The sequence below is a fragment of the Nocardia puris genome (assembly GCF_036051655.1).
GTDB classification, from domain to species: domain Bacteria; phylum Actinomycetota; class Actinomycetes; order Mycobacteriales; family Mycobacteriaceae; genus Nocardia; species Nocardia puris.
In genome coordinates, this window is sequence record NZ_CP107943.1 from 5850451 (window position 1) to 5876417 (window position 25967).

29 protein-coding genes are annotated in these 25967 nt (G+C 70.8%); 21 read left to right on the plus strand and 8 right to left on the minus strand.

What is annotated here, in order from left to right:
* Nucleotides 1-19 precede the first annotated feature (19 nt).
* The 3 genes from OHB21_RS27020 to OHB21_RS27030 all read right to left on the minus strand — a co-directional run bounded on the left by OHB21_RS27020 (nt 20) and on the right by OHB21_RS27030 (nt 2336).
* On the minus strand, nt 20-1060 hold the full coding sequence (locus OHB21_RS27020) for an acyl-CoA dehydrogenase family protein (protein ID WP_228788428.1): 1041 nt from the start codon (nt 1058-1060) through the stop codon (nt 20-22).
* 171 nt (nt 1061-1231) lie between these two features.
* Nucleotides 1232-1795 (minus strand): hypothetical protein, encoded by a 564-nt coding sequence (locus OHB21_RS27025; protein ID WP_195124099.1) that lies wholly within the window; start codon nt 1793-1795, stop codon nt 1232-1234.
* Nucleotides 1796-2129: 334 nt separating this feature from the next.
* Complete coding sequence (locus OHB21_RS27030; RefSeq protein ID WP_067514633.1) at nt 2130-2336, minus strand: CsbD family protein; 207 nt, start codon at nt 2334-2336, stop codon at nt 2130-2132.
* A 172-nt stretch (nt 2337-2508) separates the two neighbouring features.
* Between OHB21_RS27030 and OHB21_RS27035 the strand changes: the two genes are divergently transcribed.
* The 10 genes from OHB21_RS27035 to OHB21_RS27080 all read left to right on the plus strand — a co-directional run bounded on the left by OHB21_RS27035 (nt 2509) and on the right by OHB21_RS27080 (nt 8275).
* Nucleotides 2509-3075: an RNA polymerase sigma factor gene (locus tag OHB21_RS27035; RefSeq protein WP_084538249.1), complete on the plus strand. Its 567-nt coding sequence runs from the start codon at nt 2509-2511 to the stop codon at nt 3073-3075.
* Nucleotides 3066-3662 carry an Asp23/Gls24 family envelope stress response protein gene (locus OHB21_RS27040; protein WP_195124100.1) on the plus strand — a complete coding sequence of 199 codons (597 nt, stop codon included), beginning with the start codon at nt 3066-3068 and terminating at the stop codon, nt 3660-3662. The genes OHB21_RS27035 and OHB21_RS27040 overlap by 10 nt, the downstream gene beginning before the upstream one ends.
* Entirely contained in the window at nt 3659-4030 is a 372-nt protein-coding gene (locus OHB21_RS27045) for an Asp23/Gls24 family envelope stress response protein (protein WP_067514612.1), read from the plus strand. The genes OHB21_RS27040 and OHB21_RS27045 overlap by 4 nt, the downstream gene beginning before the upstream one ends.
* Nucleotides 4030-4344 carry a hypothetical protein gene (locus OHB21_RS27050; protein WP_067514614.1) on the plus strand — a complete coding sequence of 105 codons (315 nt, stop codon included), beginning with the start codon at nt 4030-4032 and terminating at the stop codon, nt 4342-4344. The genes OHB21_RS27045 and OHB21_RS27050 overlap by 1 nt, the downstream gene beginning before the upstream one ends.
* 109 nt (nt 4345-4453) lie before the next feature.
* Nucleotides 4454-4945 carry an Asp23/Gls24 family envelope stress response protein gene (locus OHB21_RS27055; RefSeq protein WP_067514616.1) on the plus strand — a complete coding sequence of 164 codons (492 nt, stop codon included), beginning with the start codon at nt 4454-4456 and terminating at the stop codon, nt 4943-4945.
* A gap of 33 nt (nt 4946-4978) precedes the next feature.
* On the plus strand, nt 4979-5167 hold the full coding sequence (locus tag OHB21_RS27060; RefSeq protein WP_067514618.1) for a hypothetical protein: 189 nt from the start codon (nt 4979-4981) through the stop codon (nt 5165-5167).
* Complete coding sequence (locus tag OHB21_RS27065) at nt 5164-5493, plus strand: Asp23/Gls24 family envelope stress response protein (protein ID WP_067514620.1); 330 nt, start codon at nt 5164-5166, stop codon at nt 5491-5493. Before OHB21_RS27060 ends, OHB21_RS27065 begins: the two co-directional genes overlap by 4 nt.
* Complete coding sequence (locus tag OHB21_RS27070; RefSeq protein WP_067514621.1) at nt 5490-6029, plus strand: DUF6286 domain-containing protein; 540 nt, start codon at nt 5490-5492, stop codon at nt 6027-6029. The genes OHB21_RS27065 and OHB21_RS27070 overlap by 4 nt, the downstream gene beginning before the upstream one ends.
* Nucleotides 6026-6601: an Asp23/Gls24 family envelope stress response protein gene (locus tag OHB21_RS27075; RefSeq protein WP_067514623.1), complete on the plus strand. Its 576-nt coding sequence runs from the start codon at nt 6026-6028 to the stop codon at nt 6599-6601. The genes OHB21_RS27070 and OHB21_RS27075 overlap by 4 nt, the downstream gene beginning before the upstream one ends.
* Nucleotides 6602-6742: 141 nt before the next feature.
* Nucleotides 6743-8275, plus strand: coding sequence for a DHA2 family efflux MFS transporter permease subunit (locus tag OHB21_RS27080; protein WP_195124101.1), 1533 nt, complete (start codon nt 6743-6745; stop codon nt 8273-8275).
* 60 nt (nt 8276-8335) lie between these two features.
* On the opposite strand, the gene OHB21_RS27085 is transcribed toward OHB21_RS27080, so the two are convergent.
* Complete coding sequence (locus tag OHB21_RS27085) at nt 8336-8767, minus strand: type II toxin-antitoxin system Rv0910 family toxin (protein WP_067514625.1); 432 nt, start codon at nt 8765-8767, stop codon at nt 8336-8338.
* Between the two features lie 140 nt (nt 8768-8907).
* Here OHB21_RS27085 and OHB21_RS27090 point away from each other — a divergent pair, with 140 nt between their 5' ends.
* The 3 genes from OHB21_RS27090 to OHB21_RS27100 all read left to right on the plus strand — a co-directional run bounded on the left by OHB21_RS27090 (nt 8908) and on the right by OHB21_RS27100 (nt 11239).
* Entirely contained in the window at nt 8908-9993 is a 1086-nt protein-coding gene (locus tag OHB21_RS27090; protein WP_067514627.1) for an LLM class flavin-dependent oxidoreductase, read from the plus strand.
* Nucleotides 9993-10616, plus strand: a complete 624-nt coding sequence (locus OHB21_RS27095) for an FMN reductase (protein ID WP_195124102.1) — start codon at nt 9993-9995, stop codon at nt 10614-10616. The genes OHB21_RS27090 and OHB21_RS27095 overlap by 1 nt, the downstream gene beginning before the upstream one ends.
* 74 nt (nt 10617-10690) lie before the next feature.
* Entirely contained in the window at nt 10691-11239 is a 549-nt protein-coding gene (locus OHB21_RS27100) for a YceI family protein (protein ID WP_067514631.1), read from the plus strand.
* A 168-nt stretch (nt 11240-11407) separates the two neighbouring features.
* On the opposite strand, the gene pepN is transcribed toward OHB21_RS27100, so the two are convergent.
* A complete protein-coding gene (gene pepN, locus OHB21_RS27105) occupies nt 11408-13897 on the minus strand; it encodes an aminopeptidase N (protein ID WP_113974983.1) in 2490 nt (829 codons plus the stop codon).
* 466 nt (nt 13898-14363) lie between these two features.
* Between pepN and OHB21_RS27110 the strand changes: the two genes are divergently transcribed.
* Genes OHB21_RS27110 through OHB21_RS27135 form a run of 6 tightly spaced genes read left to right on the plus strand, consistent with a single transcriptional unit; the run spans nt 14364 to nt 19624 of the window.
* Entirely contained in the window at nt 14364-15779 is a 1416-nt protein-coding gene (locus OHB21_RS27110; protein ID WP_195124103.1) for an ATP-binding protein, read from the plus strand.
* Nucleotides 15779-16210 (plus strand): roadblock/LC7 domain-containing protein, encoded by a 432-nt coding sequence (locus OHB21_RS27115; RefSeq protein ID WP_067512142.1) that lies wholly within the window; start codon nt 15779-15781, stop codon nt 16208-16210. The genes OHB21_RS27110 and OHB21_RS27115 overlap by 1 nt, the downstream gene beginning before the upstream one ends.
* The gene (locus OHB21_RS27120) at nt 16207-16557 is read left to right on the plus strand and encodes a DUF742 domain-containing protein (protein ID WP_067512140.1); all 351 of its coding nucleotides are present in this window, start codon (nt 16207-16209) and stop codon (nt 16555-16557) included. The genes OHB21_RS27115 and OHB21_RS27120 overlap by 4 nt, the downstream gene beginning before the upstream one ends.
* Complete coding sequence (locus tag OHB21_RS27125) at nt 16532-17137, plus strand: GTP-binding protein (protein WP_067512138.1); 606 nt, start codon at nt 16532-16534, stop codon at nt 17135-17137. Before OHB21_RS27120 ends, OHB21_RS27125 begins: the two co-directional genes overlap by 26 nt.
* A complete protein-coding gene (locus OHB21_RS27130; protein ID WP_195124104.1) occupies nt 17134-18390 on the plus strand; it encodes a cytochrome P450 in 1257 nt (418 codons plus the stop codon). Before OHB21_RS27125 ends, OHB21_RS27130 begins: the two co-directional genes overlap by 4 nt.
* Before the next feature lie 10 nt (nt 18391-18400).
* Complete coding sequence (locus OHB21_RS27135) at nt 18401-19624, plus strand: cytochrome P450 family protein (protein ID WP_067512135.1); 1224 nt, start codon at nt 18401-18403, stop codon at nt 19622-19624.
* Between the two features lie 83 nt (nt 19625-19707).
* Here the strand turns inward: OHB21_RS27135 and OHB21_RS27140 are convergent, their stop codons facing one another.
* The 3 genes from OHB21_RS27140 to OHB21_RS27150 form a co-directional block, all read right to left on the minus strand.
* Nucleotides 19708-20088 (minus strand): DUF1304 domain-containing protein, encoded by a 381-nt coding sequence (locus tag OHB21_RS27140; RefSeq protein WP_067512133.1) that lies wholly within the window; start codon nt 20086-20088, stop codon nt 19708-19710.
* Between the two features lie 142 nt (nt 20089-20230).
* On the minus strand, nt 20231-21745 hold the full coding sequence (gene glpK / locus OHB21_RS27145; protein ID WP_067512131.1) for a glycerol kinase GlpK: 1515 nt from the start codon (nt 21743-21745) through the stop codon (nt 20231-20233).
* Nucleotides 21742-22509 (minus strand): IclR family transcriptional regulator, encoded by a 768-nt coding sequence (locus OHB21_RS27150; protein WP_067512129.1) that lies wholly within the window; start codon nt 22507-22509, stop codon nt 21742-21744. Before OHB21_RS27150 ends, glpK (OHB21_RS27145) begins: the two co-directional genes overlap by 4 nt.
* Before the next feature lie 132 nt (nt 22510-22641).
* Between OHB21_RS27150 and glpK (OHB21_RS27155) the strand changes: the two genes are divergently transcribed.
* On the plus strand, nt 22642-24156 hold the full coding sequence (glpK, locus tag OHB21_RS27155) for a glycerol kinase GlpK (protein ID WP_195124105.1): 1515 nt from the start codon (nt 22642-22644) through the stop codon (nt 24154-24156).
* 41 nt (nt 24157-24197) lie between these two features.
* Complete coding sequence (locus OHB21_RS27160) at nt 24198-25952, plus strand: glycerol-3-phosphate dehydrogenase/oxidase (RefSeq protein WP_067512125.1); 1755 nt, start codon at nt 24198-24200, stop codon at nt 25950-25952.
* Nucleotides 25953-25967: the final 15 nt, after the last annotated feature.

Sequence of the window (25967 nt, forward strand, 5' to 3'; positions counted from 1 at the left end):
TGCGCGCCGTGTAGACGATCTAGTCCGCGAGCAGGGTCAGGAGGTGCTCGCGCATGTCCGGTCTGCTGGCCGCGACGAGGGTGAAGGTGGCCTCGCGCACGAGGCGCTGGGCGGTGTGGCCGGCGAGCAGGGCGGGCGCGCCGACCGCGGCTACCAGCGCGCCCGCCGCCTGCAATGCCACGTCGGCGGCGGCCGCCCGCGCGGCGGGCATGGTGTCGGGGGCGGCGAGTGCGGCGTCGAGGGCCGAGCGGGCGGCGTCGAGGCGCTTGCCGAGCGCGGCCGCGGCCGTCTCCTGTCCGGCTTCGCGCAGCAGCCGGATCGCGCGCCCCGCGACACCGCAGGCGACGCAGCCGTTGAGCCGGGAGCCGAACGCCTGGTAGGACAGGAAATCGCTGTAGGGGGCGGTGCCGGTGACGCGGTCGGCGGGCAGCAGGTAGTCCTCGAACTTCAGGCGCACGGTGCTCGTGGCCTGCCCGGCCACCAATTCAAGGGTGTGCGCGGACAATCCGTCCCCGGTCGCGGCGTCGACCAAGCCGTTCACCACGAGATCGGTGCCCGAACTGTCGTCGCGCGCCGACACTTGCAGCAGGTCGACCACACCCCAGCCGCTGACGAACGGCGCGTCGCCGTCGAGCAGGTACCCGCCGTCGACCTCGCGGGCGAACAGCTTCGCCGGATTCGAGACCGCACCCGCGAACGCGACGCCCGCGCGGATCGCACCGCGCACCAGCCCGTCGAAGTACCGGTCGCGCAGCGCGGTGTTCTCCGTTCCGGCGAGCCCCAGCACCGCGCCGTTGTGCTGCATCCACACGAAAGTGGTGGACAGACAGCCGCCGGACAGGGTCTCCAGGATCTCGACGATCTCCGGGACGCCGAGCTCCCCGGTGCCCGCCGACGCCGCCAGTCCGTAGAAACCCTCGCGGGCCAGCAGTTCCCAGTGCTCACCCGGCACCTCGCCGCGGCGATCCACCTCGCCCGCGGCCGGGAACAGCACGTTATCGGCGATCTCCCGCGCCCGCCGGATCATCGGATGTACGTCGTCCACGTTCGCCGTCGCCATGGAGGGGAGCCTAACCTTACTTCGGTGGCTGTGGGGGTGCGATCGATTCCGCGCATCGCAGGTGCGCACGGCTGGTCGCGCCCCGTCGTCGTTCGGGTCGGCGGCCGACCCTATCCAGGAACGACACGCACCGCCGCATCGGAACGGCTGCGGCGGTGCGCTTTCCGTCGATCACGGCGTGGCGAAACCGATGAGCGCTCCGATCCCCGCGCCGATCGGCACGGTCACCAGGGCGCCGACGCCGCCGAGGAAGAAGCCGATCACGGCCCCGATCCCCGCGCCGATGAGCGCCCCGATGCCCGCGTTGTACTGCTTGCGGGCGACGGTGTCGTCGGGTTCGGCGATCTGCGCCAGGTGCTGGGTGGTCGCGGCGGGCGCGTTCACCGGCGTGAGCGTGAGCGTGCGGCCCGCGTCGGTGATCGCCGGCGACAGGCCGAAGGTCTGGCCGTGCGCGTGGAATCCGAGCGGCAGCGTGGCCACGACCTGCCCCGCGGCGTCGGTGAGGGTGACGGCCTTGGCGTCACCACTCACGGAGAACGCGCCACCCGTGACGGTGGTGACGATGCCCGTCCCGTTCGCGGTGGGTGCGGCGGTGTAGGTGACGCCCCGGTCCACGCCGTGCACGCTCACGGGCGCGTCGGCGGGGGAGGAGGGCTGGGCGTGGACGGCGCCGGCCGCGAGTCCGGTGGCCCCGATCGCGAGCACGGCGGTGGCGGTGAATTTCTTGACTCTCATCGTGTTTCCCTACGTGTTTCGTTCGGGCAAGACAGCCGATGCGTCCCCAGGAGGCCGGTAGTCGGCCGCTATCATTCTCGCTTCCACTCGCCGTCGCGGGGAGGGTTTCCCGCATTCGTGATCACAACCCGGCGCGTCGTATTCCGGTGTGTCGCGCGGACATTCGCGTTGCTGGTTGGTAGCTGAAGGGATGCCCCCGAACGCACAAAGGCGGGACCATCCCTGAGGATGGTCCCGCCCCGCCCGCCTGGCTCGCGGCAGCCAGGCGTGGTCTTTTCGTGCCGCTCCGCGGAGCGGTGCCGGGGTGCGCCGCTACGGCGCTACCGCCCGGCTATCACCGATCGAAAGTCTTCTTCACCTTGTCGACGGCGTCGCCGACCGCGTCCTTGACGTCCTCGACCGCGCCCTTGATCGCCGAGGTCGCCTGATCGGCCTTGCCCTCGTTGCGCAGATCCTCGTCGCCGGTCGCGTTGCCCGCGGCTTCCTTGGCCTTGCCGCCGAGATCGTCCACCTTGTTGCCGACCTTGTCGCTGAACGACATCGCGTCCTCCTCCTCGTATCGGCACACCCGGCGTTTCCGGGCGTACAACCGATACAGACACCGCGACGCGCGGAAAGCTCACGTGGCAAACGATGAGACACCGGTCACGGATAATTCCGCGTGACGTTCGGTGCGCCACGGTGTCGGTACTACGAGCGGTGGAGGAGGTGCTGTGACGGCGATCGATGCGGAGGCGTCCGTGACGCCCGACGAGGTCACGCTGGTGGAGCGGGCCCGCGACGGCGACATGCGCTCCTACGAGCGACTCGTGGTGCGTTATCAGGCGCCCATGTACCGGTTGGCGGTGCGGATGCTCGCCGATCGCGCCGACGCCGAGGACGTGGTGCAGGAGGTGTTCCTGAACGCGTGGCGGCGGCTGGACCAACTGCACGATGCGGAGGCGTTCGTCGGCTGGCTGTACCGCATGACCACCAATCGCTGCCTGAACGTCATCCGGGCGCGCAGGCCCCAGGTCGACGTGGACCTGGACACGGCCGAATCGCCGCGCGCCGACACCCGGCCCGACCACGCCGTGCAGATCAGTTCGCAGCTGGAAGCGCTCACCGAGGCGCTGACGCGGCTCACGCCCGAACAGCGCGCCTGCTGGTTGCTGCGCGAAGTGCACGGCCTGTCCTACGAGGAGATCGCCGAGATCGTCGAGACCAACACGACCGCCGTGCGCGGGCGCATCGCCCGCGCACGCGCCCAATTGTTCGAGGTGATGCAGCCATGGCGGTGAACGACACGACCGAGCGGGAGTACCTGCTGCCGTGCGGCCGCGACCTGGAGCGGGTGTGGCGGCGGCTGGACGCGGCCGAGGCGGGCCTGGGCGACGAGCACGAGCGCGCGTGCCCGCACTGCCGGGCCGCGCGCGAGAGCCTGCGCGCCCTGCGGTCCGCGACCAGGGAGTTGATCCAGGAACCGGAGGAGCCACCACCGGACCTCGTCACGCGCATCATGTCGGCGGTCCGCGCGGAGGCGCGGCGCGGACGCACCCTGGCCCTGCCCACCGACGAGCCCGGTGGGGTCGAGGTGAGCGAACAGGCGGTCGCGGCCGTGCTGCGCTACGCCGCCGACACCGTGCCCGGCGTCCACGCCCGGCACTGCGCCGTGCGCACGGTCGGCGAAGGACCGGACGGCGAGCTGCTGGCCGATGTGGAAATCGCGGTGGCCGTGGGCTTTCCGGGAACGCAGGTCGACGAGGTGGTGCCGCTGGTGCGGGAGCGGGTGCGCGCCGCGCTGGCCGCGCGCATCGGCTTGGTGGCCGCGCGCCTGGACGTCACCGTCACCGATGTGTACCGGAAGCCGAAGGAGGACCGCCGATGACGGCGCCGGTCACCGTCACGGTGGTCGAACCCGCGGTGATCGCGGCCGTCGCGGCGCGCGCGGCCGCGGCGGCGCCGGGCGTGGTGCGGCTCGAGCCCGGTGTGCGCGGACTGGTCGGCACCTTCGTCCGGGCCGGACGGCAACGCCTCGCGGGCACGGAACCCGCTGCGGCGGAAGGCGTCCGGGCCCGACGCACCGCAGCCGGCGCGATACTGGTGGAGGTGGACGTGGTGCTGGCGGCCGACACCCACGCCGCCGAGGTGGGCGCGGCGGTGCAGCGGGAGGTGACCAGGGTGGTCGCCGAGCAGACGGGACAGGAGATCGACGCGGTGACGGTGACGATCCTCGATATCGAGCCGGAGGCGTGATGCGGCGGGACGAGACGTCCGTGCTCGCGGACGCGGTCCTGGCCGCACTCGACGACGTGGCGGGGCTGCGGCCCGCCACGCCGCTGGGCGCCGAGGACCCGGCCTGGTGGCCGTGGGACACCCGCCGCTACGCCGTGGATCTCGCGGCCGACGCGGTGGAGGTCCGGGTGATCGCGGCGGTGTTGCCGTTGCCGCCGCTGCTGGTCCTGGCCGAGAAGGCGGTCCGCGACGCGCTGGCGGGCACCGCGCTGGCCGCGGCCCCGCTGCGCTTGGTGGTCACCGAACTCGACGCGGCCGCGTTCGACGGCGAATAGTGGGTAACTCAGTTCACACAACCGATGCGTGACGAAAGCGGCACGGCCGGTGTCGACAGAGATGTAGGTCCGATATCCACTGCACCACAACGGAAATCAGGAGGAAACCATGACCACGGCGACCACCGAGAAGGACACCTCGAAGAACACGGCGGCCGCGGCGGCGCCGAACGCCCCCGCCAAGAAGCGCAATGACCTGGTTACCGACCAGGGCACCACCACCATCGCCGACGTGGTGGTCCAGAAGGTCGCCGGCCTCGCCGCCCGGGAAGTGCGGGGCGTGCACGACCTCGGCGGCGGCGCGGCGCGCGCGTTCGGCGCGATCCGCGACCGCATCCCCGGCGCGTCGGCCAGCATCGGCCAGGGCGTCTCGGTGGAGGTCGGCGAGACGCAGGCCGCCGTCGACCTGGAGATCGTCGTCGAGTACGGCGTCGCCATCGCCGAACTGGCGCGCACGGTGCGCCGCAACGTGATCACCGCGATCGAGCAGATGACCGGGCTCGAGGTGGTCGAGGTCAATATCAACGTCAACGACGTCTACATCCCGGGCGACGACGATGACGACGCCACCACCGCCGCCCCGACCGGCCGGGTGCAGTAACCACCCACCCATCCGCTGGGAGAGGAGTCCGTTGTGAACGCGACAACGATCTGTCTGGCCGTCGGCCTCGCGCTCGGCTTCGCCGCGGCGTTCGGCGGATTCGGCGCCTTCGCCATCGTCCTGGTGTTCGGGGCGCTGGGACTGCTCGTCGGGCGCTGGTTCGACGGTGAGCTCGACCTGTCCGGTCTGGTGCGCTCCACGCAGCGCCGGAGCAGGCGATGACCACCGCGGCCGCCGCAGCGGAGCTGCCCGGCCTCACCACCGTCGCGGGCCGTGCCGTGCGTCGCATCGCGGCGCAGGCGGCCCGCGAGGTGGCCGGTGTCGGGCGTGACGTCGACGCCGAGGCGCGGGTCACCGGCGATCGCACGGCGCTGGATCTGCGGATCCCGGTCGTCTACCCCGCCCCGGTGGGGCGGGTGGCCGACGCGTGCCGCGCGCACGTGCTGCGCCGCACCACCGAACTCACCGGGTTGGCGGTGACCGGGGTGGACATCGTGATCGGCGCGCTGGTCAGCGAATCCGCCGTCGTCGAACGGAGGGTGCGGTGATCCGCAGGCCCCGCCGAGCGGTGCCCGCCGCCCTGCTCGCGCTGCTCCTGCTGGCCGGGTGCGTCGCGGTGGGGGTGTGGGCGGGCCAGCGCTTGGCGGGGACGCGCGAGTACGTCTCCTACGATCGGATCGCCACCGAACTGCACGGCATCACCTGGAACGAGGTGCCCGTACTGATCGCGGGCATCGCGGCCGTGGTGGTCGGTCTGCTGCTGCTGGCGGTGGCCGTGCTGCCCGGACGCGCGCTGTTGCTGCCGCTCGCGGAGGAGCAAGGGCTGCGCGGTGGCGTCACGCGCAGCGGCCTGCGCACCGCGTTGCAGGAGACCGCGACCGGGATGGACGGCGTGCGCAAGGCGCGGATCAAGGTGAAGCGCAAGGGCGTGAAGGTTTCGGCCCACACCGACCGGGCGCAGTCCGAAGGCATGGCGGATGCCGTGTGCGATCTGCTCACCCGGCGGGTGCAGGAGATCGGGCCGCAACCCGTGCGGCGGGTGCGCGCCAGCGTGCACGCGAGCCGTAAGCGAGGTGTGCAATGAGCGCGATCAATCGTCCGGCCAAGCTGAACCGCGGCCTGATCGGACTCGTGGGCGCCGCGCTGATCGCGGCGGGTGTGCTGGCACTGGTCGCGCACTACGGGCGACTCGGCTGGGTCGACTCCGACGCACCCCTGGTGCCGGGCACCGGCGGGCCGCCCACGTGGGTGCTGTGGGTGACCATCGCCGGCGCGGTGGTGCTCGGATTGCTGTGCCTGCGCTGGCTTTTCGCGCAGTTGTTCCGGATGCCGAAAACGGAGGTGTGGCGCGTCGGCACCGATACGGGAACCGGTACAACGACCCTGGAATCCGGGACGGCCGCCGACGCCGTCGCCGACGACATCGAGAGCTACCCCGGCGTCCGTTCGGCCGCCGCGTGGCTCTCCGGCCCCGGCGACGCGCCGGAACTGCACCTGACCGTCACCGCCGAGACCTTCGCCGATATCGCGGAACTGCGCAAGCGGATCCTCGGCCACGCGGTCGCCCGCCTGCGCGAAGCCCTCGAGGTGACCGCCATCCCGGTCACCTTGGAGCTGGACCTCGCCCAGGGGCGGGGCAAGCGCCACCTGGCGTAGCGAACGCGGCCGCTCGACCCGGCACCAGACCCGCCGGGCCGAGCGGCCGAACGCGCGGAAATCCGGTCCGCGAGCACCGTTGCGTCGCTCCCCGAAAAGTATCGGTTGGTCATCCGGGACAACTAGTGCCAGTCTTATCCGGTGAACCAACCTCCGGATATCAAGGCGGGCCCGGACCCGGCCTCCGACAAGCTGGACGCGGGTGTGTTCAAGGTGGCGGGCGTGGTCGTGCTGGGCGCGATCATGTCGATCCTGGACATCACGGTCGTCATCGTCGCCCTGCCGACCTTCCAGAACGAGTTCGGCACCAGTCCCGCGATGGCCGCGTGGACGGTCACCGGCTACACCCTCGCCCTCGCCACGGTCATCCCGCTCACCGGGTGGGCGGCCGACCGGTTCGGCACCAAACGCCTCTACGTCACCGCGCTGCTGCTGTTCGTGATCGGCTCGGTGCTGTGCAGCGCGGCCTGGAACATCGAGTCGCTCATCGCGTTCCGCGTCGTGCAGGGCATCGGCGGCGGCATGCTCATGCCGCTGGGCATGACGATCATGACCCACGCGGCGGGCCCGCACCGGGTCGGGCGCGTGATGGCCGTGCTCGGCGTGCCGATGCTGCTGGGCCCGATCAGCGGCCCGATCCTGGGCGGCTGGCTGATCGACGCGTTCAGCTGGCACTGGGTCTTCCTCATCAACCTGCCCATCGGCGTGATCGCGATCGCCGCGGCCTGGATCATCCTGCCCGCCGACGATCCGCACCCCTCGGAATCGTTCGACTTCGTCGGCATGCTGCTCGCCTCGCCGGGCCTGGCGCTGCTGCTCTACGGCGTCTCGATCATCCCGGAGGAGGGCACGGCCGCCACCAAGAAGGTGATCATCCCGATCGTCGTGGGCGCGCTGTTGCTCATCGGGTTCGTCTTCCACGCGCTCAACACCAAGCACCCGCTGATCGACCTGCGGCTGTTCCGCAACCGCGCGATGACGTTCTCGGTGCTCACCATGATGCTGTTCGCCATCGCGTTCTTCGGCTCCGGCCTGCTGCTGCCGTCCTACCTCCAGCAGGTGCGCGGGGAGACCGCGCTCGCGGCGGGTCTGCTCATCGCGCCGCAGGGTCTGGGCGCGATGCTCACCATGCCGATCGCGGGTCGCCTGGTCGACAAGATCGGACCGGGCAAGATCGTGTTGTTCGGCGTCGCCCTGCTCTCGGTGGGCATGCTGTACTTCACGCAGCTGACCTCGGACAGCTCCTACTGGGTGATGTGCGCGGCGCTGTTCGTCACCGGTCTGGGCATGGGCTGCACCATGATGCCGATCATGACCGCCGCCATCCAGACGCTGACCCACGAGCAGGTGGCGCGCGGGTCGACGCTGATGAACATCGTCAACCAGACCGCCGGTTCCATCGGCACCGCGACCATCTCGGTGGTGCTGGCCAACCTGCTCAAGGACCAGATGCTGGCCGGTCCCGCGATCGCGTCGAACATCGATCCGGCCATCGCGCAGCAGCTCGGACCGGAGGCGGTGGCGATCGGTCTCGCCCAGGCGGCCGACGCGTTCGCCGACACGTACGTGGTGGCGGTCGTGCTCATCGTGCTGACCTTGATCCCGGCGTTCTTCCTGCCGCGCACCAAGCCGCCGATCCCGGAGGGCGCCGACACGAAGGTGCTGGTGCACTGACGGAGGGACCGAATGGGGGCCGTGGCGAGATCGCCACGGCCCCCGACTCGTCACCGGCGCTCAGCCGTAGAGCGCGACGAACTTCTCCAGCGACTTCTCGATATCACCCTTCACCGCCCGCGCGACGCCCGAGCCGATCGGGCCGAACAGCGGCGCGCCGCCGAGTTCGAGGTCGACCGTCACCTCCGAGCCCGCACCCTTCGGCGCGACCAGCAGGCCGAGCGTGAACTTGGTGCCGCCCTTGCCGGAGCCCTTCAGCACCAGCTTGCTCGGCGCGTCGGCCGTCTGCACCTTCCAGGTGACCCGGTTGCGCATGCCCTTCACCGTGGCCACGCCGACCAGCTCGGTGCCCGGCGTGAGCGTCGCGGGCACCTCGCCGCGCCACGCCTCGTGCATGGTGAGCCACCGATCGAGCTCGGCCAGATTCGCGGTGTGCGACCACGCCTCCGCCGGGGGGATCGGAACGTCGACGGAGACCTTTACCTTTGCCATGCGCGGATGGTATCCGGTACCGCCAGTCCCGCCTCGCTCCGCATCGCGTCCCACTATGTGAGCCGCGTCACCGTGGAATACCCACGGGGGCGCCCCGGTTGTTATGGTTGCCAAGTCAACCAATTAGCCGAGGAGGCCTCGTGCAGTTCGGAATCTTCTCCGTCGGTGATGTCACCACCGACCCCACGAACGGCCGCACGCCCAGCGAGGCCGAGCGGATCAAGGCGATGGTGGCGATCGCGCAGAAGGCCGAGGAAGTCGGGCTCGACGTCTTCGCCACCGGCGAGCACCACAACCCGCCGTTCGTCCCGTCCTCGCCCACGACCATGCTCGGCTACATCGCCGGGCGCACCGACCGTATCCTGCTGTCCACCGCGACCACGCTGATCACCACCAACGATCCGGTGAAGATCGCCGAGGATTTCGCGATGCTCCAGCACCTGGCCGACGGCCGGGTGGACCTGATGCTCGGCCGCGGCAACACCGGTCCGGTCTACCCCTGGTTCGGCCGGGACATCCGCGACGGCATCCCGCTCGCCATCGAGAACTACCACCTGCTGCACCGGCTCTGGCGCGAGGACGTGGTGGACTGGGAGGGCAAGTTCCGCACCCCGCTCCAGTCGTTCACCGCCACCCCGCGCCCGCTCGACGGCGTGCCCCCGTTCGTGTGGCACGGTTCCATCCGCAGCCCCGAGATCGCCGAACAGGCCGCCTACTACGGTGACGGTTTCTTCGCCAACAACATCTTCTGGCCCAAGGAGCACTTCCAGCGGCTCATCGAGCTGTACCGGCGGCGCTACGAGCACTACGGCCACGGTTCGGCCGATCAGGCGATCGTCGGCCTCGGCGGGCAGGTCTTCCTGCGCAAGAACTCCCAGGACGCGGTGCGCGAGTTCCGCCCCTACTTCGACAACGCGCCCGTCTACGGGCACGGCCCCTCGCTGGAGGAGTTCACCGAGCAGACGCCGCTCACCGTCGGCAGCCCGCAGGAGGCCATCGACAAGACCCTCACCTTCCGCGAGCACTTCGGCGACTACCAGCGCCAGCTGTTCCTGGTCGATCACGCGGGCCTGCCGCTGAAAACCGTGCTGGAGCAGCTGGATCTGCTCGGTTCGGAGGTGATTCCGGTGCTGCGCAAGGAATTCGAGGCGCGGCGCGCACCCGGTGTGCCCGACGCGCCCACCCATGCCTCGCTGCTGGCGGCGCGGGAAGCGGAGGTGGTGTGATGACCGAGACGCGGATCGCGGTGGTGTCGGGCGGGCTCTCGCAGCCCTCGTCCACCCGGCTGCTGGCCGACCGGCTCGCCGCCGCCACCGAACGTTTCCTCACCCAGCGGGACCGGCGGGTGCGCTTCGACGTGGTCGAATTGCGCGACCACGCCCACGATCTGGCCAATAACCTGGTGACCGGGTTCCCGTCGCCCGCGCTGCGCAAGACCCTCGACCGGGTGGTCGGCGCCGACGGGCTGATCGCGGTGACGCCGATCTTCAACGCCTCCTACAGCGGCCTGTTCAAGTCGTTCTTCGATGTGCTGGAACCGGATTCGCTGGTCGGCATGCCGGTGCTGCTCGGCGCGACCGGTGGCACCGAACGGCATTCGCTGGCCCTGGAACACGCGCTGCGGCCGATGTTCGTCTACCTGCGCACCGTGGTCGCGCCGACGGCCGTGTTCGCTGCCTCGGAGGACTGGGGCGCCGGTGGCGCGGCCGACGCGCTGGACCAGCGGATCGCCAGGGCCGGGGAGGAATTCACCGAGATGCTCGCCGCCCGCTCCGCGGTGCGCCCGCCCGACCCCTACGGCGAGCCGGTGCCGTTCGAGCAACTGCTCAGCGGCCGCGGCCTGGACTGACCCCCCGGGCGCCGACGATGTCGCCCACGTATCACCCGATGATTGAAAGTTCTACCAACAAAGGAGAATCGACCATGACGACCGGAATCGCCAACGGACTCACCGCCGGTACCTGGGTCATCGACCCCGCCCACTCGAGCGTCGGCTTCGCGGTACGCCACCTCATGGTGAGCAAGGTCCGCGGCCGCTTCACCGATTTCGACGGCAAGCTCGTCATCGACGAGGACGGCACCGCCTCGGCCGAGGCCGAGATCCGGGTGAACTCGCTGACCACCGACAACGACCAGCGCGACGCCCACCTGCGCACCGCCGACTTCTTCCACGCCGAGCAGTTCCCGGTGATGACGTTCAAGTCCACCGGCTTCCGCGTCTCCGGCGACGACTTCGTGGTGGACGGCGATTTCACGGTGCGCGGCAACACCAAGCCGGTGTCGCTCGAGGTCGAGTTCCTGGGCGTGAACCCGGGCATGGGCCAGGGCACCGTCGCGGGTTTCGAGGCCAAGACCGTGGTGAGCCGCAAGGAGTTCGGGCTCGACATCGACATGCCGCTGCCCGACGGCGGCACGGTGATCGGCGACAAGATCACCCTGAGCCTCGAGATCGAGGTCGTCCGCCAGGACTGACCCGCAACGCCGAGATGCCGTGCGCCGGAACACGATCCGGCGCTGCGGCGTTTCGCGCGTTTGTCGGGTGTCGCCGTGGGCGGCGTTTCGTCCCGGGCCGGACGCATCCTGACCTGACACGAGATGGGCGGCCGCGCCGAGTATCCCGCGAGTGAACCGCCGACGCCGCTATTCGGTCTCCGGCCACTCGATGCGGCGCACGCGCAGATCCCGCGCGAGGTGGTCGCGCTGTTCGATCACCAAGCGCCGCAGCGCTCCCGGCGCGTCCTCGTTCGCCGCGAGCCAGTCGTCGACGGGCGCGAGCGACTCCGTCGTGGGGAACAGGCCGAGCACGATGCGCCGCGCGATCTCGATACTGCGCCGCGCCCACACCGTGCGCAGGTTCGCGAAGTACTCGCCGTCGTAGGGCGCGAGCAGGTCGCGGCGCGCGCCGGCCCGGAAGCCGTCGATCACCGCGTCGAGGTGGTCGTTGGACAGTGCGGTGTCCTCGAGTGCCGACGACCACGCTTCGGCTTTCACCCGGGCGTCCGGTCGCGCCGCCAGCGCTTCGAGCCGGGCGGTGCGGCCCGACGACGTGTCGTCGCGGGCGAGTTCGGCGTCGAGATCCGCGGCGTCGGCGGCCCCGGTCGCGGCCAGCGCCCGCCACAGCGACCAGCGCAGGTCGGGATCGAGCGCGAGCCCGTCGGGCGCCGGTGCGCGCTCGAGCAGGATGTCGCGGATCTCGGTGGCGTGCCGCCCGTCGACGGTCGCGGCGGTCGCCGTCGCACGCGCCCAGGCCAGCTGCGCGCCCGAGCCGGGTGCGGCCGAATGCAGGGCGGCCCAGCAGGATTCGAGCCAGTCGCCGCGCCACCGGTCGCGGGCCGCGCCGGGCAGATAGTGCGCGATGGTGAACGACGCGTTCGCCAGCACCGCGGTCAGCAGCGCCATATTCGATTCGGCGGGGGCGAAGCGCCGGGCCATCGCCAGATACCGGGACGGGTCGAGCACCCCGTCGCGCACCGCGTTCCACAGCGCCGACCAGAGCAGCCCGCGCGCCAGCGGATCGGTCACCCGGTCGAGGGAACCCTCCACCGTGGCAAGGGAATTGGCGTCCAGGCGGATCTTCGCGTAGGTGAGATCGCCGTCGTTGAGCAGGATCAGGGGCGCGGGCGCGAGGGCGACCGGCGTGCGCTCGCCGACCAGGTCCAGCTCCACGCGGTCGCGGCGCACCAGATCGCCCGCCGTGTCGAAGTCGTAGAGCCCTACGGCCAACCGGTGCGGGCGCGGGTCGGTCTGCATGATCGCGCCGTCCTCGAGCGAGATCGTCGACATCCCGGACATCTGCAACCAGGCCCGCGCCCACTGCTCCAAGTCGCGTCCCGACTCCGCCGACAGCTCGGTCAGCAGATCGGCCAGCGTTGTGTTCCCGAACGCGTGCTTGCGGAAGTATCGCCGGGAGCCCGCGAAGAACTCGTCGCGCCCGACCCACGCGACCAGCTGCTTGAGCACGCTCGCGCCCTTGGCGTAGGTGATGCCGTCGAAGTTCAGCTTCGCGGCCTCCAGATCGGGGATGTCGGCCACGATGGGGTGGGTCGTGGGCAGCTGATCCTGCGAATACGCCCACGCCTTACGGCGATTCGCGAACGCGACCCACGCGTCGCGCCACCGGGTGGCCTCGGCGTTGGCCAGGGCGCCCATGTAGTCGGCGAAGGACTCCTTGAGCCACAGGTCGTCCCACCACGTCATCGTGACGAGGTCGCCGAACCACATGTGCGCCATCTCGTGCAGGATCGTGTTGGCCCGGCCCTCGTACTGCGCGGCGGTAGCCGCGCCGCGGAAGACGTACTCCTCGGTGAAGGTCACCAGGCCGGGATTCTCCATCGCGCCCAGGTTGTATTCGGGCACGAACACCTGGTCGTACTTCCCCCACGGGTAGGGGTAGTCGAAGTGCTCGGCGAAGAAGTCGAGCCCCTGGGTCGTGACCTCGAGGATCGTGTCCGCGTCCAGGTACTTCGCCAGCGAGGCGCGGCACAGCACACCCAGCGGCACCACCAGATCGTCCCGCCGCCAAGAGGATTCGACGCGGTGATACGGCCCGGCGGCCACCGCCGTGATGTAGGTGGAGAGGGGCAGCGTGGGGGAGAACGTCACCGTCTGCCGCTCGCCCTCGGCCGCCACCGCCTCGGCGGGCCGGTTCGACAGCACCTCCCAGCCGCGCGGCGCCGTCACCACGAACGTGAACGGCGCCTTCAGGTCCGGCTGTTCGAAGCACGCGAACACGCGGCGCGCGTCGGCGGGCTCGTATTGGGTGTAGAGGTAGGTCTGCCCGTCGGCCGGGTCCAGGAAGCGGTGCAGGCCCTCGCCCGAGCGGCTGTAGGCGCCGGTGGCCCGGACCGTCACCACGTTCGACGCGGCCAGACTGCCGAGCGCGATCCTGGCCCCGTCGTACTCGACCGGCACCTCGCGGCCGTTGACCGTCACCGCTTCCACCGCCGGGCCGAGAAAGTCCAGCCACGTCCGGTCGGTGGTGGCGTCGAACTCGACGGTCGTGGTGGTCGCGAAACCGGGGCGGTCCGGGTCCGGCGCATCGGAGACGTCGAGCTCCACGCGATAGCCGCGGACGGTCACGGCGGCCGATCGCGCGGCCGCCTCGGCACGGGTCAGATTCTCGGTGCTCATCCCCTCGATCCTGCCAGCCGCCCCGGCGCGTCGCGGTGCGCCCCGGCCGTTCCGCGCGGGTTCGCCGCGACGGCCGCCCCCGGTGGCCAGCCCCCTTGCCGGGCTGTGGCGTTCGTGCAGGTCACAGCGAAAAGCGCAGCGGTTCAGCGGGATACGATGAGACTTCGCTGTGATGCTGCTAGGGTTGGCGAGTCGCCGGGTTCCCGGCCGGTCGGGTGGGTGACGATCGGTCCGGTGATCGATACATCGATCACCGTCCCGCTGCATCGTGAGGCGTGCGGGTGAGCCTCGAGAGGATGCGGCACGGGTCCGTCGGCGTGGTACTGATTCCGATCAGGCTTCACACGATCGGACATCGTGGCAGGCGAGACGGAGATCTGTGGTGGCAGGGTGCTGGTTCAGGCGGGGGCCGTAGGGGGGCGGGATATCGGGGGAGGACTCGATCCCGTCGACCACGAGAGAACTGATGAATCTGGATATCGCCGTACTTCTTTCCTGGATCCTCGCCGCCGCGCTCGTGCTGGCGGTGGTGCTGTTCGCGATGAACGCCATGCGCCGGGAGCGCGCGCGGGCCGATGCACTCGCGGCCGATCGCGACCGGCGTGAGGAGGCGCTCGACCACTTCGCCACCCACACGCTGCCCGCGATCACCGAGGCCGCGCGGCGCCACGAGACGACCACCGTCGCCGTGGAAGTGCCCGCCGGACTGGAGAATTCGCGGCTGGCGGGCTTCCTGCAGTGGATCGCCGAGCGGCACGCCGAGGACCTGCGCCTGCTGCGCAACGAGACCGCGGAGCAGGTCGCGCTGGACGCCGAGAACCGGACGCGCCAGGCGGTCCGGGCCGCCGAGGACGCGGTCCGCGAGGAGATCGCCGCCGCCGCCCGCGACGCCACCAGCGGCGCGGTGCGCTCCTTCGGCACCTCCGTGGTGAGCCTCGGCGCCGACGTCAGCCAGGTGGTCAGCGGCGCGCTGCGCGCCCACCGCGACGACGAGGTGTACGCCACGCTCACCCGCATCGACCACACCGTCCAGCAGATGATCCGCCAGGCCCAGTCGTACGTGATCGTCTGCGGCGGCCTGCCCGGCCGCCGCTGGCCCGCCCAGACGCTCACCGACGTGGTGGGCGGCGCGACCGGCCGCGTGCGCGACTACCTGCGGGTGCGCACCAACCAGTCGGAGCGGGTGGTGGTCTCGCGCGCCGTGGAGCCGCTCGTGCACACGCTGGCGACCCTGCTGGACAACGCCCTGCGCTACTCGCCGCCGACCTCCTTCGTGGACATCAGTTTCCAGGAGGGGCACCACGGCGTCACCGTCATCATCGACGACGCCGGCGTGCGGATGAGCCCCGAGCAGATGGAGGAGGCCAGGCAGATCCTCGCGGGCGAGCGCCCCATCGACATCCACCAGCTCGGCCCGTCCCCGAAGGTGGGTTTCCCGGGCGCCGCGGCGCTGGCGCGACGCTACGGGTTCACCGTCTTCATCGACGGGCCCAACGCCTACGGAGGCATGCGCGCCATGGTGTACATCCCGGAGGCCCTGCTGGCCCCGGTGGACTCGACCGCGGGCACGCCCGCCACCCCGGCGGAGGCACCGGCCCGCGAGGCCGCGCCGATCCGCGAGAGCGCGCCCGCCCCGGAACCCGCGCCGGTCCGCGAATCCGTCGCGGTGGCCGTGGCGCAGGCCGAGAGCGAGCCCGTCGCCCACGAGATCACCGAGGGTGGGTTGCCCAAACGCCGTCGCCGCGAAGTGGCGCCCCCGGTCGTCGCGCGCACCGACACCGGTTCCCAGCCCGCGCTCGCACGACCCGACATCGCCGCCGCATGGCACACCGGTTCCAAGAGCGGCCGCGCCGCCGCCGACAACACGGAAGGAACACGTTGATGGGCACCCCGAACACGGCCGTGGCCGACAGCAGCAACAAGCTCGGCTGGCTTCTCGAAGACCTGAACATCCCCGGCGTCCGTTTCGCGGTGCTGCTGTCCGACGACGGACTGCGCATCGCCCACTCCAAGGGCATCGCCCGCGACGACGCCGAGCGGTTCTCCGCCGCCGCCTCGGGGCTGCGCTCGCTCGGCAAGGCGCTGGGCGAGTTCTGCGGCGGCCCCGGCACCGGGCTGCGCCAGAACGTGACCGAGTACGACGACGGGATGATCTTCATCACCGCCGCGGGCGAGGGTGCGCTGCTGGGTGTTTCGACGACGGCCGATATCGACGTGGCCCTCATCGCGCACCGGATGAACGAACTGGCCGGCCGGGTCGGGCACGAGCTAGGCAGCCTGTCGGGGCAGAGGTCGGACAGCGACCGGTCATGACCAGGTCCCGGCGCGACCCCGACCTGGTTCGGGCCTATGTGCGCACCGGCGGGCGCTCCCGCGCGACCCGCGACCTGGATCTGGTCACGCTGGTGGCCGCGGCGCTGCCCCCCGCACCCGGTCTCGGGCCGGACGCGCGCCGGGTACTGGGTCTGTGCGGCGGGCGCGGCGTGCTCTCGATCGCCGAGATCGCGGCCTACCTGGATCTGCCGCCCTCGGTGGTGAAGATCGTCGTCTCCGATCTCATGGACGGCGGGCACCTGAGCACGCCGACACCGGCCGAGACCGTGCCGGAGATCGCCCTGTTGGAGGAGGTACTCAATGGGCTCCGTGCTCTCTCGGCCTGAGCGCGTCGTCGACTATGTGCCGGAGACCGTCACCCGGTCGGTGAAACTGTTGGTGGCGGGCAACTTCGGCGTCGGCAAGACCACGTTCGTCAGCAGCGTCTCCGAGATCAAGCCGCTGCGCACCGAGGAGACCATCACCGAGGCCAGCATCGGCGTGGACGATATGGCGGGCCTGCCGGAGAAGACGCAGACCACCGTGGCCATGGATTTCGGGCGTATCACGCTGAATCCTCAACTGGCACTGTATCTTTTCGGTACACCGGGACAACAGCGGTTCGTGCCGCTGTGGGAGGAACTGGCTCGCGGCGCGCTGGGCGCGCTGGTGCTGGTCGACACCCGGCGCATCGAGAAGGCCGACGAAGTCCTCTCGGTGCTCGAGGAGCGCGGCGTGCCGTACTCGGTGGCGGTCAACGAATTCGACGGCGCCAAGCGGTATCCGCTCGAGGAAGTGCGCGACGCGCTCGACCTGACCGCCGACACCCCGCTCACCTCGCTGGACGCCCGCAACCGCGGCACCTGCCTGCACTCGCTCATCACGCTCGTCGAATTCCTGTTCCACCGTCTGGAGTCACGACTTTGACCACGCCCTCGCATACGGCCTCCGCCGGTGTCTGCCCCGTTCCGCACAGTTCGCCGATCGACACCGACGGCCCCCGGGTGCCGCTCTACACCGAGGAATTCGCCGCCGACCCGCATCGCGCCTACCGGCAGATGCGCCGCCGGTACGGCCCGCTGGTGCCGGTCGATCTCTCGCCGGGAATCCCCGCGACCCTGGTGATCGGCTACCACACGGCCGTGCGAATCCTCAACGACCCCGAGCACTTTCCCGCCGATCCGCGCAACTGGCAGAAGAACGTGCCGGGCGAGTGCCCCATCCTGCCGATGCTGGAATGGCGGCCCAACGCGCTGCGCAGCGCGGGCCTGGACCACACCCGGTACCGGCAGGCGAACGTGTCGGCCATCGGCGAGGTGGATCTGCACGCCATGCACGCCACCATCGAGCGCGTCGCCGTCCCGCTCATCAACGCGTTCTGCACCGACGGCGCGGCCGATCTGATCAGCCAGTACGCCTTCCCGCTCACCTTCGCCGTGCTCAACGAAATGCTGGGCTGCCCAGGCGATATCGGCCAGCAGGTGGCCACCGGCATGGCCGCGATCTTCGAGGGCGTCAACGCCGACAAGGGCAACGCGATGCTCACCGACGCGCTGCTCGACCTCACCACCCGCAAGCGCACTCAGCCCGGCGACGACATCACCTCGCGGCTGATCCAGCACGCGGTCGGGCTCGACGACGTGGAGATGATCCACCAGCTCGTCACCCTCTACGGCGCGGGCATCGAACCCCAGCAGAACCTGATCGTGAACACCCTGCTGCTCATGCTCACCGACGACCGGTTCGCCGGAAACCTGTTGGGCGGCAGCCTGTCCACCCGCGACGCGCTGGACGAGGTGCTGTTCACCGACCCGCCCATGGCCAACTACTGCGTGAGCTACCCGCGCCAGCCGATCCTCATCGACGGCGTGTGGCTGCCCGCGCACCAGCCGGTGGTCATCAGCATGTCCGCCTGCAATAACGATCCCGCCATCGACGCGGGCGAATACACCGACAACCGTTCGCATCTGGCGTGGAGCGCGGGCCCGCACTCCTGCCCGGCGAAGTCGGCGGCCTATCTGATCGCGCAGGACGCGATCGACCAGCTGCTCGACGCGCTGCCCGAGATGCGTCTCGCGGTCCCGGTCGACCAGTTGACCTGGCGGCCGGGACCTTTCCATCGAGCCTTGGTGTCCCTTCCGGTCACCTTCCCGAAATCCCCTCCGCTGAACGTGTATTAAGGAGTACCCGATGGACAGCCAGCCCCTTGTCCTCGATCCCACCGGCGCCGACATCCAGGGTGAATCGGCGCGCCTGCGTGAACGCGGCCCGGTGACCCTGGTGGAGTTGCCCGGCGGAGTGCGTGCCTGGTCGGTGAGCGATGCCGAACTGCTGAAGAGCCTGCTGGTGGATTCGCGCGTGTCCAAGGACGCGCGCCAGCACTGGCCCGCCTTCATCAACGGCGAGATCCCGCAGGACTGGCCGCTGTTCCTATGGGTGGCGGTGAACAACATGTTCACCGCCTACGGTGCCGATCACCGCCGCCTGCGCAAGCTCGTCGCCCCCGCGTTCACGCACCGCCGCACGGAGGCGATGCGCGAACGGGTGCAGGCGATCACCGCCGCGCTGCTCGACGAACTCGCCGCCGCCCCCGAGGGCCAACCGGTCGACCTGCGCGAGGGTTTCGCGTATCCGCTTCCCATCCAGGTGATTTCGGAGCTGATGGGCGTGCCGGAGTCGCTGAACGCCGGGCTGCGCACCTGTGTCGACGGCATCTTCGACACCTCCCTCACGCCGGAGCAGTCACAGGCCAACTACATGGAGATGTACCGCATCCTGGGCGAACTCGTGGCCTTCCGGCGCGAGCACCCGGGGGACGACATGACCAGCCTGCTCGTCTCGCACCGCGACGAGGAGGACGGCACCCAGCTCACCGAGCAGGAACTGATCGACACGCTGCTGCTGGTGATCAGCGCCGGGCACGAGACCACTGTCAACCTGCTGGATCAGGCGATCCACGCACTGCTGACGCGCCCCGAGCAGCGGGCCGCCGTGGTGTCGGGCCAGGTCGCCTGGACCGACCTCATCGAGGAGTCGCTGCGCTTCGAGGCGCCGGTCGCGCACCTGCCGCTGCGGTTCGCCGTGGACGACATCGAGGTCTCGGGCGTGCGCATCGCCAAGGGCGACCCCATCCTCGCCTCCTACGCGGCCGCCAACCGGGACCCGAAGCTGCACGGCGACACCGCCGACGAGTTCGACGTGCACCGGATCTCCAAGGAGCACTTGGCCTTCGGGCACGGTGCGCACCACTGCCTCGGCGCGCCGCTGGCGCGGCTGGAGGCGGCGGTCTCGCTGCCCGCGATCTTCGACCGGTTCCCGAACATGCGGCTGGCCGACGAGAACGCCGATCTGGGCTCGGTGCCGAGCTTCATCTCCAACGGGCACCGCCACCTGCCGGTGTTGCTGAACCCGTAGGGTTTCGCCAGGCTTGATCCGAGAACAGCGCCCCCGGAGCATCTTCGGGGGCGCTGTCGGCATTCGGTGACGTGGCGGAGGCGTCAGAGTTGGGTGAGGCTCGCCAGCAGGGTCAGGCCGGGGAGGGTACCCTGACTGGCGGCGGCCTTGATCATACGGCGATCGGTGGCGACCAGGACCAGCGCCGCGGCCAGCATCGACCCGCAGGACAGAATCACCAGCGCCCATCCCGCATCCGGGTTGGGGCGCAACAGGATCGCACCGACGAGCGCCCCGACGCCGAGGAACAGGTTGTACCAGCCCTGGTTGAAGGCCCAGGGACGCACGGCGGGCAGATCGGCTTCGGCGACGCCGAACAGCCCGCGTGAGACCTTCGGGTCGGCGAACCGCACGGACTCGAGCAGGAAGATGTAGCCGTGCAGGAGTGCGGCCAGCACGGCCAGGATCTGGACGACGGTGAGCACGGCGCCTCCTCGCGCGGGGGTGCCCGGCGGTGCGGGCGGGTCTGGTCAGCACGGTAGCCGGGACGAACGCGACGCGCCGGGTGCCGCGCCGGGCTCGCCAACGGCTCGGCCTGTTCGGGGGCGCCGCGTCGGCGGGGCGCCTTCACGGTTCGTCAGGCTCGTTCCAGTTGTAGGTGAGTTCGGCGGCTCGGGACCAGCGGCGGTATTCGCGGTCGCGCCGGGACTCGGGCACGGTGGGCAGCCAGCGGCTCGCGGTGTGGCGGTTGCGGCGCAGGCCGGGCATATCGGGCCAGAGGCCGACCGCCAGTCCCGCCGCGTAGGCCGCGCCCAGCGAGACCGTCTCCGAGTAGAGCGGGCGTTCGACGGGCACACCGAGCGCGTCCGAAACCTGTTGCATGAGCAGATTATTGGAGGTCATACCGCCGTCGACGCGCAGTTCGGCGAGCGGGTACGGGGTGTCGGCGTTCAATGCGTCGACCACCTCGCGGGTCTGCCAGGCCGTGGCCTCGAGCACGGCGCGTGCCAAGTGCCCCTTGGTGATATACGACGTGAGGCCGGCGATCACGCCGCGCGCCTCGGAGCGCCAGCGGGGCGCGAACAGCCCGGAGAACGCCGGCACGACGTAGCAGCCGCCGTTGTCGTCGACGGTGCCCGCGAGAGTCTCGATCTCGGGAGCGGCGTCGATCAAGCCGAGGCGGTCGCGCAACCACTGCACCAGAGTTCCGGTGGCGGCCATCGATCCCTCCAGCGCGTAGTGCGCGGGCGCGGTACCGATCCGGAAGGCGACGGTGGTGAGCAGCCCGTGGGTGGAGCGCACGGGTTCGGTGCCGGTGTTGGCGAGCAGGAAACTGCCGGTGCCGTAGGTGCATTTCGCCTCGCCCGCCTCGAAACACGTCTGCCCGAACAGCGCGGCCTGCTGATCGCCGAGCGCGGCGGCGATGGGGATGCCCGCCGCGGTGTGGCCGTATACCTCGGCGTTGGAACGGATCTCGGGGAGCATCGCGCGGGGGACGCCGAAGAACGAGAGCAGCCGGTCATCCCAGTCCAGGGTGCGCAGGTTCATGAGCATGGTGCGCCCGGCGTTGGTGACGTCGGTGACGTGCACGCCACCGTCCGGGCCGCCCGTCAGGTGCCAGATGAGCCAGCTGTCCATGGTGCCGAACAGCACCTCGCCGCGTGCGGCCTTGGCGCGCAGGCGATCGTCGCGATCCAGCAACCACCGCACCCGGGGCGCGGCGAAGTAGCCGAGCAGCGGCAGGCCGCAGCGCTCGACCACCTCGGCGGCATCGGCGCGCTCGGCCAGGCGGGCGACGAGTTCGTCGGTGCGGGTGTCCTGCCAGACGATCGCGTTGGCGACGGGCACGCCCGTGTCGCGGTCCCACAGGACCGTCGTCTCCCGCTGATTCGCGATCCCGATCGCCACGACCTGCTCGGCGCGGATCCCGGCCTTGGCGATCACCCGATCGATCAGCGCCCGCACGTGCCGATGGATCTCGGCGGCGTCGTGCTCCACCCGCCCCGCCGCCGGATACAGCTGCCGGTGCTCGCGCTGCGCGACCGAAACCAGTTGTCCCGCCGCGTCGTAGAGGATCGCGCGGCTCGAAGTGGTGCCCTGGTCGACGGCCAGGACGTAGCGGGCGCGGGTGTCGGCGCTCATCGGCGGGGGTGCTCGGCGGCGAGATCGCGCGAAATCGACTGGGCGACAGCGCGAACGGTGTCGAGGTGGGCGGCTCGGTGCGATGGGTCGGTGAGCCGGTCCAGGTCGCCCACGATGCCGATCGCGCCGACCACGCGCCCTCCCGCGTCACGCAGGGGCGCGGCGAGCGACGCGCGTTCGAAGGAGTACTCGCCCACGTCTTCGGCGTAGCCCTGCGCGCGGACCCGGGCGATCTCGCTCGCCAAGGTGCGCGGGGCGGTGATCGTGCGGCGCGTGAAGGCGGCGAGCGCGCCGGTCCCGGCGCGCTCGGTGAGTCCGGGAGTGTAGGCGAGCAGCACCTTGCCGAGCGCGGTCGCGTGCAACGGCAGGTCGACGCCGACGCGCAACGTCTGGGGACCGCCGCCGGGGCGGAAGACGTGGTGCGCGATCCGCACCCGCTCGCCGTGCAGCGCGCCGATGCGCACCGACTCGCCGGTGCGGGCGGCGAGGGTGTCGGCCCAGTTCATGGCGTAGGAGCGCAGCACGTTGGTGTCCAGCGGCGGCGCGGTGAGCCCGAGGGCGGCGGTGCCGACGAGGTAGCGGCCCGTGCGCGGGTCCTGGTCGAGGTAGCCGACGCGCAGCAGGGTGCGCAACAGACCGTGCGCCGTGGTCTTGGGCAGGCCGAGCGCGCTCGCCAGCTCGCCCACGCCCACGCCGAACGGCGCGTCCGCCACCACGCGCAGGATCGCGGCGGCGCGCTCGATCGACTGGATCGGACCCGGCACCCCACCACCCTAGCGCCGAAACGTTCGACATTGTCGTACGGACCCCGTTGCCGGGCCGGTGGCGGCTCCCTACTGTCGGCAACGACGCCCCGGCCACGCGCGCCGGGCAACGGACAGCATGGAGAACGAGACATGCCAGACCTCATCGGTGCGGTCGACCAAGGCACCACCAGCACGCGCTTCCTGGTCTTCGACCGCGCGGGCGCGGTGGTGGCCGGCCACCAGCTCGAGCACGAGCAGATCCTGCCGCGTCCCGGCTGGGTCGAGCACAACCCGGTGGAGATCTGGGAGCGCACCTCGGCGGTGATCCAGACCGCGCTCAACGCCCACGGCCTGCGCGCGGGCGATCTCGCCGCGCTCGGCGTGACGAATCAGCGCGAGACCACCGTCGTGTGGGACCGCCGCACCGGCAGGCCATATCACAACGCGATCGTCTGGCAGGACACGCGCACCGACCGCATCGCCGCCGACCTCGAGGACCGCGCCGGCGCGCTGATCCGGCACCGGACCGGCCTGCCGCCCGCCCCGTATTTCTCCGGCGGCAAACTGCGCTGGCTGCTCGACACCGTCGAGGGCCTGCGCGCGGCGGCCGACCGCGGCGACGCGCTGTTCGGCACCATCGACTCCTGGCTGCTGTGGAACCTCACCGGCGGTCCGCGCGGCGGTGTGCACGTCACCGATGTGACCAACGCCAGCCGCACCATGCTCATGGATCTCGAAACCCTGGACTGGGACGACGAATTGCTCGCGCTGTTCGGCATCCCGCGCGCCATGCTGCCCTCCATCCGCCCCTCCTCGGACCCGGATCTCTATGGGCACACCGCCGCCCACGGCCCGCTCGGCGGCGAGGTGGCGCTGGCCGCCGCCGTGGGCGATCAGCAGGCAGCCATGATCGGGCAGGTGTGCTTCGCACCGGGCGAGGCGAAGAACACCTACGGCACCGGAAACTTCCTGCTGCTCAATACCGGAACCACACCGATGCGCTCGTCGAACGGCCTGCTCACCACCGTCTGCTACCAATTGGGTTCCGCCGCACCGGTCTACGCGCTGGAAGGGTCCATCGCGGTGACCGGCTCGGCCGTGCAGTGGCTGCGCGATCAGCTCGGCATCATCCAAGGCGCCTCGCAGAGCGAGACATTGGCGGGCGAGGTCGCCGACAACGGCGGCGTCTACTTCGTGCCCGCGTTCTCCGGCCTGTACGCGCCGCACTGGCGTTCCGACGCCCGCGGCGCGATCGTCGGCCTCACCCGCTACGCCACCAACGCCCACATCGCCCGCGCCACCCTGGAGGCGATCTGCTACCAGACCCGCGACGTGGCCGACGCCATGGTCAAGGACTCCGGTGTGGCGCTGGAGGTGCTGAAGGTGGACGGGGGAGTCACCGCGAACAACCTGTGCATGCGCATCCAGGCCGACGTGCTGGGTGTGCCGGTGAGCAGGCCCGTCGTCGCCGAGACCACCGCCCTCGGCGCGGCCTACGCGGCCGGACTGGCCGTCGGATTCTGGGGCGGGACCGACGAATTGCGCCGCAACTGGCGCGAATCGGCGCGCTGGCAGCCGGAATGGACCCCCGCGCAGCGCGCCGCCGGATACGAGGGCTGGCGCAAGGCCGTCGACCGGACGCTCGACTGGGTCCCCACGCACTGAACAGCGCACGCGCGCAACCACTACCGAAAAGGACACCGACAATGGCCGACCGATCCCTCACCGCCCCGGTCGCGATGAGCCCGGCGCGACGCGCCCGCGCCCTCGACACCATGGCGAACACCGAACTCGACGTGCTCGTCGTCGGTGCGGGCGTGGTGGGCGCGGGCGCGGCGCTCGACGCCGTGACACGCGGGCTCACCGTGGGACTGGTGGAGGCCCGCGACTACGCCTCCGGCACCTCCAGCCGTTCCTCCAAGCTGATCCACGGCGGGCTGCGCTACCTCAAGCAGCTCAACTTCGCGCTGGTGTTCGAGGCGCTGCGGGAACGGTCGCTGATCCTGGACACCCTCGCGCCGCACCTGGCCAAGCCGGTGGAGTTCGTGTACCCGCTCGAGAAGCCCGGTCTGGACCGGGCCTGGGTCGGCGCCGGCGTCGGCGTGTACGACGTGCTCGGCGCGGGGCGCGGTGTGCCCGCGCACCATCGGCACCTCGGGAAGCGGAAGACGTTGGCGCGCTTCCCCGGAGCCAAGCGCGGCGGGGTGCACGGCGGCGTCAGCTTCTACGAGGGGCAGCTCGACGACGCGCGCCACACCATGATGCTGGCGCGCACGGCCGCGAGCCACGGCGCGCACGTCGCCTCGAGTGCGCGCGTGGTGGACTTCCTGCGCTCGGGCGACCAGGTGGTCGGCGCGGTGGTGCGGGATCTGGAGACCGGGCGGCGGATCGACGTGCGCGCGAAGCGCGTGATCAACGCGGCCGGGCCGTGGACCGACGAGATCCAGGAAATGCTGGGCGGCGACCGGGAATTCGGCATCCGCACCTCCAAGGGCGTGCACATCGTGGTGCCGCGCGACCGGATCGACTCCGAGGTCGGGCTCATCACCGAGACCGAGAAGAGCCTGCTGTTCGTCATCCCGTGCCCGTGGAGCGACGATCACTGGGTCATCGGCACCACCGACACCGACTGGGACCACGATCTCGCCCACCCCGCCGCCACCCGCGCCGACATCGATTACATTCTCGCGCAGGTGAATCGTCTGCTCGAGCAGCCCATCGGCCATGAGGACATCGTCGGCGTGTACGCGGGGTTGCGGCCTCTGCTGGCGGCGGGTGACGTGGCGCAGACGAGCGCGCTCTCGCGCGAGCACACGGTGGTGAACCCGGTGCCCGGCCTGGTGATCGTGGCGGGCGGCAAGTACACCACCTACCGCGTGATGGCCGCCGACGCCGTGGATCTGGCGGTCCGTGACCTGCCCGGCCGCGTCGGCGCCTCGCGCACCGCGAAGGTTCCGCTGGTCGGCGCCCACGGCTACCGCGAACTGTCGCTGTCGCGTTCCCGCCTGGCCGCCGAGTTCGGCGTCGACGCCCGCACCGTCGACCACCTCCTGGGCCGCTACGGCAGCGCCGTCGCCGAATTGCGCGACCTGATCTTCGCCGACCCGGAACTGGCTGCCCCGCTGGGAAATTCGCGGTACCTGCGCGCCGAGATCGTCTACGCTGTCACCCACGAGGGCGCCCTGCACCTGGACGACATCCTCACCCGCCGCACGCGGCTCTCGGTCGAAACCGTCGACCGCGGCGTCCTTCTGGCGGGCGAGGTGGCGAAACTGGTCGCGCCGCACTTGGGTTGGGACGAGTCCGCCGTCGCGCGCGAGATCGAGAACTACCGGGCGCGTGTGGAGGCGGAGATCCGCTCCAATGAGCAGGTGGACGACATGGCGGCGGACGCCGTGCGTCTCGCCGCGCCGGACTCACGCGGCGCGGCCCCGGAATCCGACGCCGTGTCGGTGTCCTGACGCGGGGCGTCGCCC

Excerpts from the sequence above, each read along its gene's own strand:
- OHB21_RS27120 (WP_067512140.1), top strand. The coding sequence starts at position 16,207 with ATGACCAGGTCCCGGCGCGACCCCGACCTGGTTCGGGCCTATGTGCGC.
- OHB21_RS27100 (WP_067514631.1), top strand. The coding sequence starts at position 10,691 with ATGACGACCGGAATCGCCAACGGACTCACCGCCGGTACCTGGGTCATC.
- OHB21_RS27020 (WP_228788428.1), bottom strand. The coding sequence starts at position 1,060 with ATGGCGACGGCGAACGTGGACGACGTACATCCGATGATCCGGCGGGCG.
- OHB21_RS27055 (WP_067514616.1), top strand. The coding sequence starts at position 4,454 with ATGACCACGGCGACCACCGAGAAGGACACCTCGAAGAACACGGCGGCC.
- OHB21_RS27065 (WP_067514620.1), top strand. The coding sequence starts at position 5,164 with ATGACCACCGCGGCCGCCGCAGCGGAGCTGCCCGGCCTCACCACCGTC.
- pepN (WP_113974983.1), bottom strand. The coding sequence starts at position 13,897 with ATGAGCACCGAGAATCTGACCCGTGCCGAGGCGGCCGCGCGATCGGCC.
- OHB21_RS27135 (WP_067512135.1), top strand. The coding sequence starts at position 18,401 with ATGGACAGCCAGCCCCTTGTCCTCGATCCCACCGGCGCCGACATCCAG.
- OHB21_RS27075 (WP_067514623.1), top strand. The coding sequence starts at position 6,026 with ATGAGCGCGATCAATCGTCCGGCCAAGCTGAACCGCGGCCTGATCGGA.
- OHB21_RS27085 (WP_067514625.1), bottom strand. The coding sequence starts at position 8,767 with ATGGCAAAGGTAAAGGTCTCCGTCGACGTTCCGATCCCCCCGGCGGAG.
- OHB21_RS27045 (WP_067514612.1), top strand. The coding sequence starts at position 3,659 with ATGACGGCGCCGGTCACCGTCACGGTGGTCGAACCCGCGGTGATCGCG.
- OHB21_RS27040 (WP_195124100.1), top strand. The coding sequence starts at position 3,066 with ATGGCGGTGAACGACACGACCGAGCGGGAGTACCTGCTGCCGTGCGGC.
- OHB21_RS27050 (WP_067514614.1), top strand. The coding sequence starts at position 4,030 with ATGCGGCGGGACGAGACGTCCGTGCTCGCGGACGCGGTCCTGGCCGCA.
- OHB21_RS27125 (WP_067512138.1), top strand. The coding sequence starts at position 16,532 with ATGGGCTCCGTGCTCTCTCGGCCTGAGCGCGTCGTCGACTATGTGCCG.
- OHB21_RS27025 (WP_195124099.1), bottom strand. The coding sequence starts at position 1,795 with ATGAGAGTCAAGAAATTCACCGCCACCGCCGTGCTCGCGATCGGGGCC.
- OHB21_RS27160 (WP_067512125.1), top strand. The coding sequence starts at position 24,198 with ATGGCCGACCGATCCCTCACCGCCCCGGTCGCGATGAGCCCGGCGCGA.
- OHB21_RS27115 (WP_067512142.1), top strand. The coding sequence starts at position 15,779 with ATGGGCACCCCGAACACGGCCGTGGCCGACAGCAGCAACAAGCTCGGC.
- glpK (WP_067512131.1), bottom strand. The coding sequence starts at position 21,745 with ATGAGCGCCGACACCCGCGCCCGCTACGTCCTGGCCGTCGACCAGGGC.
- OHB21_RS27095 (WP_195124102.1), top strand. The coding sequence starts at position 9,993 with ATGACCGAGACGCGGATCGCGGTGGTGTCGGGCGGGCTCTCGCAGCCC.
- OHB21_RS27110 (WP_195124103.1), top strand. The coding sequence starts at position 14,364 with ATGAATCTGGATATCGCCGTACTTCTTTCCTGGATCCTCGCCGCCGCG.
- OHB21_RS27030 (WP_067514633.1), bottom strand. The coding sequence starts at position 2,336 with ATGTCGTTCAGCGACAAGGTCGGCAACAAGGTGGACGATCTCGGCGGC.
- glpK (WP_195124105.1), top strand. The coding sequence starts at position 22,642 with ATGCCAGACCTCATCGGTGCGGTCGACCAAGGCACCACCAGCACGCGC.